At 71.9% G+C, this 7,901-nt stretch carries 6 protein-coding genes; 2 read left to right on the top strand and 4 right to left on the bottom strand.

Translation table 11 applies throughout. The features are described from left to right. Positions 1 to 2,219: catalase (locus B7767_RS06870; RefSeq protein ID WP_085571354.1), on the bottom strand; the 2,219-nt coding region annotated here is incomplete at its 3' end. A gap of 581 nt (positions 2,220 to 2,800) precedes the next feature. Between B7767_RS06870 and B7767_RS06865 the strand changes: the two genes are divergently transcribed. Beyond that, on the top strand, positions 2,801 to 5,353 hold the full coding sequence (locus tag B7767_RS06865) for a discoidin domain-containing protein (protein ID WP_085571356.1): 2,553 nt from the start codon (positions 2,801 to 2,803) through the stop codon (positions 5,351 to 5,353). Between the two features lie 24 nt (positions 5,354 to 5,377). Here the strand turns inward: B7767_RS06865 and B7767_RS06860 are convergent, their stop codons facing one another. Beyond that, complete coding sequence (locus B7767_RS06860) at positions 5,378 to 5,602, bottom strand: hypothetical protein (protein WP_085571353.1); 225 nt, start codon at positions 5,600 to 5,602, stop codon at positions 5,378 to 5,380. A gap of 177 nt (positions 5,603 to 5,779) precedes the next feature. Here B7767_RS06860 and B7767_RS06855 point away from each other — a divergent pair, with 177 nt between their 5' ends. Further along, positions 5,780 to 6,253: a carboxymuconolactone decarboxylase family protein gene (locus B7767_RS06855; protein ID WP_085571352.1), complete on the top strand. Its 474-nt coding sequence runs from the start codon at positions 5,780 to 5,782 to the stop codon at positions 6,251 to 6,253. 48 nt (positions 6,254 to 6,301) lie between these two features. Here the strand turns inward: B7767_RS06855 and msrA are convergent, their stop codons facing one another. Further along, positions 6,302 to 6,814 carry a peptide-methionine (S)-S-oxide reductase MsrA gene (gene msrA / locus B7767_RS06850; protein ID WP_085571351.1) on the bottom strand — a complete coding sequence of 171 codons (513 nt, stop codon included), beginning with the start codon at positions 6,812 to 6,814 and terminating at the stop codon, positions 6,302 to 6,304. Between the two features lie 382 nt (positions 6,815 to 7,196). After that, entirely contained in the window at positions 7,197 to 7,640 is a 444-nt protein-coding gene (locus B7767_RS06845; RefSeq protein ID WP_085571355.1) for an ATP-binding protein, read from the bottom strand. Positions 7,641 to 7,901: the final 261 nt, after the last annotated feature.

Raw genomic sequence — 7,901 nt, 5'->3', positions numbered from 1 at the left:
CCGAGGGCGGCGGGGCCCGAGTCGGCGACCACGATGCCGGGGGCGTCGGTGGGGACGCCGGACGCTTCGAGGGCGGCTTCGCCGCCCGCCCACGCGCCGATCGCCTTGCCGTGCCGGAACGCCTCGGTCAGCAGCAGCCCGACCCGCGGATCGACCGCCGCCCGCTGCGCGGCGGAGGCCGCGCCCTTGCCGTCGCGCACGCCGAGGATGTCGTCGCCCATGGCCGGCACCCCGGCCAGCAGTACGGCGTCGAACTCGACGGAACGCGCGGTGACGTAGCTGCGCTGGACGGTCAGAGCCGGGTCGCCCGAGCCGAGCGTGCCGGCCGTCGGCGCCACGACCAGCGGGACCATGCCCGCCTCGAGCACCGCGTCGCGTACCGCGTGGACGCCGTCGAGGTCGCCGTCCGGGCCGGCGACGATGCCGATGACGCGCCCGTCCACGGGCCAGGTCCGTCCGATCTGCGAGAGGGCCGGGCTCGGTTCGACGTCGGCGAGCGGGACGGTGGGCTCGGGTGCGGGCAGGCCGAGGCCCTCGGCGACACCGGCGCACAGCTCGGGGTCGATGTTGGCCAGGACCTGGAGGGTCCGTTCCCTGATCGCCTGTTCGTAGCACTTGCCCAGCTCGAAGGTGTAGGCGCCGATGATGTGCTCGCGCTCCACCGGGCTCATGCTCAGCCAGAACCGGCGGGGCTGGCTGAAGTGGTCGGCGAACGACTCCGGCGCCTCGCGCACCTTCCTCCCCTCCGGGACGGTCACCGGCGCCTCGATGAACGCGCTCGTGTCCGCGCCCGCGGTGAACGGGCAGCCGCCGTCGAGGGAGTTGGGCCGGTAGGGGGCCACGCCGCGGTGCACGGCCGTCTGGTGCATGCCGTCGCGCAGCATGTCGTTGACCGGGGCCTGCGGCCGGTTGATCGGCAGCTGCGGGAAGTTGGGGCCGCCCAGGCGTGTGATCTGGGTGTCCAGGTACGAGAACAGCCGTCCCGCGAGCAGCGGGTCGTCGGTGACGTCGATACCGGGCACGAGGTGACCGACGTGGAAGGCGACCTGCTCCGTCTCGGCGAAGAAGTTGGACGGGTTCCGGTTGAGGGTCATCAGCCCGACCGGCTGCACCGGGGCGAGTTCCTCGGGCACGATGTTCGTCGGGTCCAGCAGGTCGATGCCCTCGAAGGTCTGCTCCGGGGTGTCGGGGAAGGTCTGGATGCCCAGTTCCCACTGCGGGTAGGCGCCCGCCTCGATGGCGTCGGCGAGGTCCCGCCGGTGGAAGTCCGGGTCGACGCCGTTGATCGTCAGCGCTTCGTCCCACACCAGGGAGTGCACGCCCAGCTTGGGCTTCCAGTGGAACTTCACCAGTGTCGTGGCGCCCTCCGCGTCGACCAGCCGGAAGGTGTGGACGCCGAAGCCCTCCATCATCCGGTAGGAGCGCGGGATGCCGCGGTCGCCCATGAAGAAGATGGTGTGGTGGGTCGCCTCGGTGTGCAGGGAGACGAAGTCCCAGAAGGTGTCGTGCGCGCTCTGCGCCTGCGGGATCTCCCTGTCGGGGTGCGGCTTCGCGGCGTGGACGACGTCGGGGAACTTGATGGCGTCCTGGATGAAGAAGACCGGGATGTTGTTGCCGACCAGGTCGAAGACGCCCTCGCTGGTGTAGAACTTCGTGGCGAAACCGCGGGTGTCGCGCACGGTGTCGGCGGACCCGCGTGAGCCGACCACGGTGGAGAACCGTACGAACACCGGCGTCTCGACGTCCGGGGCGAGGAACCCCGCCTTGGTCACGGAGGCCGCCGTGCCGTAGCTCTGGAAGACCCCGTGCGCGCCCGCGCCGCGGGCGTGGACCACGCGCTCCGGGATGCGCTCGTGGTCGAAGTGCATGATCTTCTCGCGCAGATGGTGGTCCTGGAGCAGTACGGGGCCGCGCGGACCCGCCTTGAGCGAGTGGTCGGTGTCGTACAGCCGGGTGCCCTGCGCGTTGGTCAGGTAGCTCCCGGACTGCGCCACCCTGGCCTGGTCGGCGCCGGTGGGCTGGCCGGTGGGCGACACGGTGGCCGGGCCGCTCTGGTCCGGCTTCGGCGGCAGCGGCTCGCGGGGCTCGGTCGGCTCGGCCACGGACGGCGGCTGGGAGCCCGGCCGTCCGGGAATGCCGTCGGCCGGGGCCGATCCGTCGTCCTGCAGCTTTTCGGTGATCTTCCTCGCTGCCCGCTTGACGGGATTGGCCTCGCTCATGGGGTGACACTCCTCCGCTTCAGACCGGCCACGGACAGGGTGGCCGTGCGTTCAGTTGCCGACTGCGGGTGACCCGAGGGGACAAAGCGCTCGAAGAGGGCATCGGGTGCCGCCAACGTCTCACGACGGGTACGCCCTCGCAGCGGACGCCCACCGTTGGGGTGAAATCCCCGCCCCGGAGCACCGCGCCCCGCACCCCGGCACACCCGCACTTCCCTCTCCGCCCTCCCCCCACCGGATCCGACCGCCCCGCCCGCGTACCCCCGGCCCGGCGGTCAAGGCATGCGGATTCGACCCGGCGCGCCACTCCACCGACGGACGCGCTCACCAATTCGTGTCCGAGGGCTTGCCCGCGCGATGCCTCACCACTTAAATCAAAGCCTGAACTAAGCGGTCACGGGGGCGTGTTCACTCCTCCGGCATGCCCTCACGCACAGAAACGCGCGGAACGCGCAGAGAGCCGCCCCACCGCACCATCCGCCGTCCGGACGGCCCGGCCCGCCCGCACACGGACTCGTCCGCATCCCCACATCGCACCAGCAGAAGGCTGACGCATGAGACACATGAAGCACTTGAGCCGCCTGAGACGCAGAGCCCTGGGTACGGCGCTCGTCGCCACGGCGGCGCTCGTCACCCTGCCCGCCGCCCAGGCCCCGGCCGCCGCGGCCGAGATCCCGTTGTCCCAGGGCAAGGCGGCCACCGCCTCCTCGACCGAGAACGCCGGCACGCCCGCGAGCGGTGCCGTGGACGGCGACACGGGCACCCGGTGGTCGTCGGCCGCGAGCGACGACCAGTGGCTGCAGGTCGACCTCGGCGCCACGGCGTCCGTCACCCGGGTCGTCCTGGACTGGGAGGCCGCCCACGGCAAGGACTACAGGATCCAGCTCTCGCAGGACGGCGGGAGCTGGTCCGACGCCAGGACCGTGACCGGGAGCGACGGCGGCGTCGACACCGTGGACGTGTCGGGGCAGGCCCGCTACGTCCGGATGCAGGGCCTGGACCGGGCCACCGCGTGGGGCTACTCGCTGTGGGAGTTCCAGGTCTTCGGCACCACGGGCGACGGCAGCCCGCCCGCCTCCTGCGGCACGGCCGACTCGGCCCTGGGAAAGCCCGCCACCGCCTCCTCCACGGAGAACGCGGGCACCCCCGCCTCCGCCGCCTTCGACGGTGACCCCGGCACCCGCTGGTCGAGCCGGGCCTCGGACCCGCAGTGGGTGCGGGTCGACCTGGGCGCGGTGCGCGACCTGTGCGAGGTGGACCTGAACTGGGAGGCCGCCTACGCCAAGGACTTCCGGATCGAGGCCTCCGCCGACGGGCAGAACTGGACCACGCTCGAATCCGTCACCGGCGCCACCGGAGGCCGGGCGTCCTACGAGGTGAGCGGCTCGGGCCGGTACGTACGTGTCCTCGGTACGGCCCGCGCGACCGGCTACGGCTACTCCCTGTGGGAGGTCGCCGTGCACACCACGTCGGACGGCGGCGGCGGTCCGATCGAGGGCGGCGGCGACCTGGGGCCGAACGTCATCGTCGTGGACCCGTCCACGCCCGGCCTCCAGCAGAAGTTCGACCAGGTCTTCGCCCGGCAGGAGACGAGCCAGTTCGGCAGCGGGCGCTACCAGTTCCTGCTGAAGCCGGGCACGTACAACGGCATCAACGCCCAACTCGGCTTCTACACCTCGGTCTCCGGGCTCGGCCTCAACCCCGACGACGTCCAGATCAACGGCGACATCACCGTGGACGCCGGCTGGTTCGACGGCAACGCCACGCAGAACTTCTGGCGTTCGGCGGAGAACCTCGCCATCAACCCCGTCAGCGGGACCGACCGCTGGGCGGTCGCCCAGGCGGCTCCGTTCCGCCGGATCCACGTCAAGGGCGGCCTCAACCTCGCCCCGAACGGCTACGGCTGGGCCTCCGGCGGCTACATCGCCGACTCGAAGATCGACGGCACCGTCGGCCCGTACTCCCAGCAGCAGTGGTACACGCGGGACAGCTCCGTCGGCGGCTGGACCAACGGCGTGTGGAACATGACGTTCACCGGCGTCCAGGGCGCTCCGGCGAGCAACTTCGAGACCGGCCCGTACACCACGTTCGACACCACGCCGATCTCCCGCGAGAAGCCGTTCCTGTACCTCGACGGCGACGAGTACAGGGTGTTCGTGCCCGCCAAGCGCACCGACGCGCGCGGTGTCTCCTGGCCGGCCAACACCGGCGGTACGTCCCTTCCGCTCGACCGGTTCTACGTCGTCAAGCCCGGTGCCACGGCCGCGACCATCAACGCCGCGCTCGACCAGGGCCTCAACCTGCTGTTCACGCCCGGCGTCTACCACATCGACCGGACCATCGAGGTGGACCGTGCCGACACCGTGGTGCTCGGTCTCGGCCTGGCGACGATCATCCCGGACAACGGGATCGACGCCATGCACGTGGCGGACGTCGACGGCGTCCGGCTGGCCGGCTTCCTGATCGACGCGGGCCCGGTCAACTCCGGCACACTGCTGCGGATCGGCCAGGAGGGCTCCTCCGCGGACCACTCCGCCAACCCGACCACCGTGCAGGACGTGTTCATCCGCATCGGCGGCGCGGGCCCGGGCCGGGCCACCGACTCCGTCGTGGTCAACAGCGACGACGTGATCGTCGACCACACCTGGATCTGGCGCGCCGATCACGGCGAGGGCGTCGGCTGGGAGACCAACCGCGCCGACTACGGACTGCGCGTCAACGGCGACGACGTCCTCACCACGGGCCTGTTCGTCGAGCACTTCAACAAGTACGACGTGGTCTGGAACGGCGAACGCGGCCGCACGATCTTCTTCCAGAACGAGAAGGCGTACGACGCCCCGAACGAGGCCGCCATCACCCATGACGGCATCGTCGGATACGCGGCCTACAAGGTCGCCGACTCGGTGAACGAGCACGAGGCCTGGGCGCTCGGCAGCTACTGCAACTACACGTCCGACGACACCATCGTGCAGCACCACGGTTTCCAGGTGCCGGTGAAGCCCGGCATCAGGATGCGGCACCTGCAGGTGATCTCGCTCGGCGGCAAGGGGCAGTACCGCCACGTCATCAACGACACGGGTTCGCCCACGTCGGGGACCGGCACCGTCCCGTCCAAGGTCACGCGGTTCCCCTGAGCGTGACAGTGCCCCGCGCCGGATTCAGAAAAGCCGCCCCTGCCCGTCGGGGGCGGCCCGGCGCGGGGTACGGCGCGGGCCGGGGTCCCGCGCCGGGGTCTCCTCCCCGAACAGCGGCGCCGTTCCGTACTCGTCCGGCTCGGCCGGCACCACGACGGGGCCGGTTCCCACGTTGAGGCACAACGGGGCGTCGAGGTCGAAGTCCCCGGGCGTCATGTCCGTCCAGTCGCGTTCCCGACGCTCACTCACCGACGCTCCGCTCCCCGTTCATCCGGCCAGGCTATCGGGCGTCCGGCACCCCGGGAACGGCGCGCTGCCCGGTGTCACCCGACGGTGAGACCCAGGTCACACCCACGTTCCGGTCACACAAGGCGGAGCCCGCCCGTCAGTGCTGTGTCACCACGAGAAACGACCGGGGAGATCATCATGGAAGCGCGCCTCGACTTCTTCACCAGCCCCCTCGCGGCCAAGGTGCTGAAGCACATCAACTCGGCGGGCAAGGCGGTGGCGGACTCCGGGCTGCCGCACGCCACCCAGGAGCTGGTGAAGATCCGCGCCAGTCAGATCAACGGCTGCGGCTTCTGCACCGACATGCACACCAAGGACGCCGCCGCGGCCGGGGAGACCCCGGTCCGCCTCAACCTGGTCGCCGCCTGGCGGGAGGCCACGGTCTTCACCGAGGCGGAGCGCGCCGCGCTGGAGCTGACGGAGCAGGGCACCCGGCTCGCCGACGCGGCCGGCGGCGTCGGCGACGAGGCCTGGGCGAACGCCGCCAAGCACTACGACGAGGAGCAGCTGGTCGCGCTGATCTCGCTGATCGCCGTCATCAACGCCTACAACCGCGTCAACGTCATCAACCGGCAGCCCGCCGGCGACTACCGGCCCGGCCAATTCGGCTGACCCTGCTGCGCCCGCCCCGGCCCACGACGGGCCGGGGCGGGCGTCCGGTCAGGCCTCCGCGCGCTTCGGCAGCCGCCAGCCGGGCCGCGGGAAGTGGCAGGTGTAGCCGTCCGGGTAGCGCTGGAGGTAGTCCTGGTGCTCCGGCTCGGCCTCCCAGAACGGGCCGGCCGGCACGACCTCGGTCACCACGGGGCCCGGCCACAGCCCCGAGGCGTCCACATCGGCGATCGTCTCCTCGGCGACGCGCTTCTGCTCGTCGTCGACGTAGAAGATGGCGGAGCGGTAGCTCGTCCCGATGTCGTTGCCCTGCCGGTTCTCCGTGCTCGGGTCGTGGATCTGGAAGAAGTACTCCAGGATCGTGCGGTAGTCCGTGACGGCGGGGTCGTAGGTGATCTCGATCGACTCGGCGTGGGTGCCGTGGTCGCGGTACGTCGCGTTCGGCACGTCGCCGCCGCTGTAGCCCACCCGAGTGGTCAGCACACCCGGGAACGTGCGGATCAGCTCCTGCATGCCCCAGAAGCAGCCGCCCGCGAGCAGCGCCCTCTCCGCGTTCGTCGTCATCTTCGTCTCGCCCTTCTCCCACGTGTCCTGCGGCGTTCATCAGTGAGAACCGCACCGGCGACCCCATTGTTCCGGCCGTGCCGGCACCGCCGGACAGCGGGCCGGAGGGCGGCGCACCGACGCGTTCGCGCCCGCCCGCGCGGTGGTGCCGGGAAAGGGACACGGCCGGTTTCCCGGGCCGTCTCCGCCCGGCGGTGACCGGGCGTCCCGTCGCCCACCGGGGTTCGCCCCGCACGTGGTGATCGTCCTCGGCCTCGCCGCGGCGGCCCTGGTGCCCCAGGCGCGCCGGCACCGAGCGGGAAGCCCGTGACACGGCCCTCGTCGTGACGCGGACCTTCGCCCGGGCGCCGGGGACGGCGGGTGGGTCCCGGGGTCCGGCGGTTCAGGCGAGGAGCGAGATGCGGGCCGTGATGCTCTTGCCGGCCGGCTCCTGCCGTACGTCGAGGGCCTGGGCGACGGCCATCACGATCTCCAGTCCGTGCTGGCCCACCCGGCCGGGGTCCGCGTCCCGGGCCACCGGTGGCGCGGGGTTGCCGTCCCGGACGATCACCTCGACGGCGTCGCCGGCGACCCGCAGATCGAGGCCGACGGGGCCCGGAGCGTACTTGCGGGCGTTGGTGACCAGCTCGCTGACCACGAGCTGGACGATCTCCACCGCGCGGGTCGACACCGGCAGGCCGTCCTCCGCCCGCGCCCGGGTCAGGAACGCGGCGGCGAGATGGCGTGCCTGGGCTATCCAGGCCCCGTCGTCGTCCAGGGCGTACGAAGCCCGCAGCCGCGGTGCGCCCGGCACCGTGTCCCCCTCGTCGACTGGAACTGGTTCCATCCGGTCCGCCTTCACTCACCGATCACACCGCGCGACTACCCGCATCGCTCCCCCGCACGCCACTGAAGTGTGACAGGTACCTCCGACATCGGGTCGCCGTGGTCGGCGGGAAGCCCGCCCTGCGGCGGTGACCTTCGGGTTCTGCCTGGTCAGCGCGGTGGGCGGGCCCGGCGGCGAGGCGGCGGGCCCCCGGGCGGGGTGCCCGTCGCCTCCGTGTCGGTGCGCCGTCGGCTCCCGCGCGGGGCGGGAGACGCCCACGGC

Origin of the sequence: Streptomyces sp. 13-12-16 (assembly GCF_002114215.1) — a bacterium.
Lineage (GTDB): Bacteria > Actinomycetota > Actinomycetes > Streptomycetales > Streptomycetaceae > Streptomyces.
This window is presented reverse-complemented; position numbering and strand designations above follow the sequence as displayed.

Coding starts and splice junctions, on each gene's coding strand:
- B7767_RS06845 (WP_085571355.1), bottom strand. CDS start 7,640: ATGGAACCAGTTCCAGTCGACGAGGGGGACACGGTGCCGGGCGCACCG.
- msrA (WP_085571351.1), bottom strand. CDS start 6,814: ATGACGACGAACGCGGAGAGGGCGCTGCTCGCGGGCGGCTGCTTCTGG.
- B7767_RS06855 (WP_085571352.1), top strand. CDS start 5,780: ATGGAAGCGCGCCTCGACTTCTTCACCAGCCCCCTCGCGGCCAAGGTG.